Here is a 3,088-nt window from a genome sequence, read left to right on the forward strand (position 1 = left end):
ATGCATGGCGAAAGCTCGAAAGCCAGCCTTGGCGCATCATGTCCATCGGACGAAGAGAATGGGCGAATGAGTTTTGATCAGCGAGGCGGCGTATATAACAATTTCCAATCTTTCCAGTATTCCCTCGGCGCATCCAGCCTGCCGCTTGCCACCATTATACCGACGGCTCGGTAAATTCTATCACAGCCCGTGCTAGGATCATTTAGGGCTTCCGTTGCACGGTCGAGAATTGCATCGGAATTGTGAGGAAGCCCCATTTCAAACGCGCATCTGACGGCATTCTCAGCTTCAATATCCATGCAGTTCCTCAAAAATCGATCCGAAATTGGGATTGCCAACCTCAAAGCTACCAAACTCTGTATTTCCATTATTCCGTGTGGAGTTCCTGCGAAATCCCTATAAATAATCCACTATAGATTGTTGATATCGGCGACGAGGTGGCGTGGCCCGGGAACTGGGGTTTCATGCCGATCTGAGCGGCGAACTGATGAAGCGCAGCATACAAGCGGCAAGTGATGATCCCCGGCCGGGGATTTCGGGGCGAATTGAAAGTACTCTGACCCCTTCAAACTGGACAAGTTTTGGGCAGAGTTTTCCGGTGCATTTTCCTGGCTGGAAAAGGTGCGGAGGACGATGAAGGCACCGCAGTTTTCGGAAGCCCAGAAGGCGTTCATCTCGAAGCAAGGTGACGAAGGAATGCCAGTCGCGGAGATTTGCCAGAAGGCAGAAATTGCGTGTCCTCGATGACAGTGCTCTTGCCGACGTTGGTGTTATCCGCTCGGTCGTGGAAGGCCGTCTTTAACATTGTGCATGGCGTCGACCCTATAGCTGCACTGAAGGCATCAATGAAATGCATTTCAGTGGAATTGCTGCATCTCTCACAAATGGGTAGCGTTGCCTAACCAATAAGCTGGAGTTGGACGATGGCAATAGCAGTAAAAATTGATCAAGTCGGTGACGTCGGAGTTATGAAACTGTGCGATTTGGTTAGATCCGCACCGGGACCTGGAGAGGTTTGGATCGAGCACGAAGCTATCGGCGTTAACTTTCTGGACGTGATGCAGCGAAAAGGCACCGCGCCATTGGCAACTCCAAACGGCCTGGGACTTGAAGCTGCTGGTCGTGTCACTGAAGTCGGACCCCATGTGGATAGTGTCGCGGTCGGTGATCGTGTGGCGTATATTCTAGGCCCTATTGGAGCCTATGCAAGCGGGCGAGTTTACCCAGCGAACAGATTGGTCAAATTGCCTTCATGGCTGGAGTATGACGAGGCAGCGGCTGTCCTTTTTAAGGCTGTCACAGCGCAATATCTGCTCAAGTCAACATATCCTGTGCGCGAGGGGAACGTTGTCCTGATTTATGGCGCCGCCGGGGGTGTTGGGCAGTTACTTGCGTCCTGGGCCAAGGCGCTAGGGGCCTTTGTCGTGGGAGTCGTATCCAAAGAGGCCAGTGTAGAGCGGGCCAAAACTGCTGGCTGTGATGAGGTTTTGATTTGGGGCAACGATCTTCCTCAACGCCTGCAGAAAGCTGCTGGTGGAAGCAAGGCGGACGTGGTTTATGATGGTATCGGTCACGACACATTCGCCGCGTCACTCGACAGTTTGAAAACTCGCGGAATGCTGGTTTCTATCGGCGCATCAAGTGGAGCGCCGCCAGCGGTCGAAATGGGAACTCTCAACGTCAAGGGTTCCCTCTTCGTAACCCGGCCAGGGCTTGCGGCGCACGTAACGGACATCGGTGAATATCAGGACCGCGTGCGGGATGTCTTTGAAGCCATAAAAAACGGCATTCTCAAACCGAATGTGTCGAGAGTGATCGGTCTGTCGGACGTACATGAAGCACATCGTCTGCTGGAAAACGGGGAAGCGCGCGGAGCGCTTATTCTCAAACCGTAACGTGGACGAGTCTTAAGCTGACTGACGGGCGCGCCGCCAAGGCGGCCCGTCAGCGAACTCCTTCACGATCCAATCGCAAAACGCAGTAACATGCGCAGGAGTATGTTCCTTCGAAGGTCTGACAAGATAAACGCCGCTGTCAAGATCAAAGGCCCAGTCCGATAGCACACGAACCAGACTGCCCTCCTCCAATTCGTTCGACACCAGCCATTCTCCCGCTCCAAGTATTCCGATGCCTGCTTTGGCTGCTTCCACAAGGGACTGGCTGTCGTTTGAGATTAACGTGCCCTTGGCGGGAACTGCCTCTATCCGAACTCCGTTTGAAAGTCGCCATTCTGGGAAACTTGAGAAGCCAGTAAAAAGCAGGCAATTATGGTGGACAATGTCACCAGGACGCTCCGGAACACCATAAACCTCCAGATAGTCGCGGGAAGCGCATAGGATACGTTCGTGGTTCCCAAGTTTACGGGCAACAAGTCTGCTGTCGCCCAGTGCACCAATGCGAATCGCGACATCTATACCTTCGTTGACCAGATCAGTAAATTGCTCGCTGAAGTGCACGTCCAGTTCAATTTTTGAATGTGCCCGCATGAATGAAGGAAGAAGCGGCGCCAGCCATTTTCGTCCCATGGCAGCAGGTAGGGCAACGCGGAGTCTGCCTCGTATTTCGCGGGCACTGGCAGAGGCGTGTTGCTCTGCTTCTTCTATCAATTGTTGAGCGATGATTACTTGCCTCGCCAGTTCCAAACCGGTATCCGTAAGCCGCACGTGACGCGTCGTGCGTTCAACGAGGCGAACACCCAGACGGACTTCCAAAGCGGATATGCGCTTAGAGATAATTGTCGAGTGCCTTCCAAGCACACGCCCAGCTTTCGCAAAGGTTCCCGAGCGGTATAGAGCGACAAGGGCGACGAGTTCCTGAATATCTGATCGGTGAAGGTCGTGCATCATGTATCCTGCGATTGCTGGTTCCAGATTGAATGCCACGCTGGTGGGAAATTTACACGCTTTGGCTTTCCATATCTAAGAAATGCCGGCTGAATATCTCCTTTGGTGTTTGGAAGTCTAGGCACTCGCGTGGCGTGTCGTTGAGCCGGTTGAACCGCACCGGGTTTGCCGGAGACCCCAACTCGTGAGAAGTAGGGTCTATGACAAGCAAAACGACGAACAAGTTTTCTCCTGAAGTTCGTGCC

2 protein-coding genes and 1 pseudogene are annotated in these 3,088 nt (G+C 53.1%); 1 reads left to right on the forward strand and 2 read right to left on the reverse strand.

Features of this window, described 5'->3' with window-relative positions; genetic code table 11:
• Positions 1 to 923 precede the first annotated feature (923 nt).
• Positions 924 to 1,895, forward strand: coding sequence for a quinone oxidoreductase family protein (locus tag ACI2KA_RS26810; protein ID WP_404505468.1), 972 nt, complete (start codon positions 924 to 926; stop codon positions 1,893 to 1,895).
• A gap of 12 nt (positions 1,896 to 1,907) precedes the next feature.
• Here ACI2KA_RS26810 and ACI2KA_RS26815 read toward each other — a convergent pair whose 3' ends face one another.
• Together ACI2KA_RS26815 and ACI2KA_RS26820 are read right to left on the reverse strand one after the other, a co-directional pair.
• A complete protein-coding gene (locus ACI2KA_RS26815) occupies positions 1,908 to 2,843 on the reverse strand; it encodes a LysR family transcriptional regulator (protein ID WP_404505469.1) in 936 nt (311 codons plus the stop codon).
• Between the two features lie 52 nt (positions 2,844 to 2,895).
• Positions 2,896 to 3,088, reverse strand: a pseudogene (locus ACI2KA_RS26820) (hypothetical protein); the annotation flags it as partial.

It is taken from the genome of Agrobacterium sp. NPDC089420, from assembly GCF_044900305.1.
Lineage (GTDB): Bacteria > Pseudomonadota > Alphaproteobacteria > Rhizobiales > Rhizobiaceae > Agrobacterium.

Bases quoted from the DNA above. Each gene is read 5' to 3' on its own strand.
- ACI2KA_RS26810 (WP_404505468.1), top strand. From the start codon at position 924: ATGGCAATAGCAGTAAAAATTGATCAAGTCGGTGACGTCGGAGTTATG.
- ACI2KA_RS26815 (WP_404505469.1), bottom strand. From the start codon at position 2,843: ATGCACGACCTTCACCGATCAGATATTCAGGAACTCGTCGCCCTTGTC.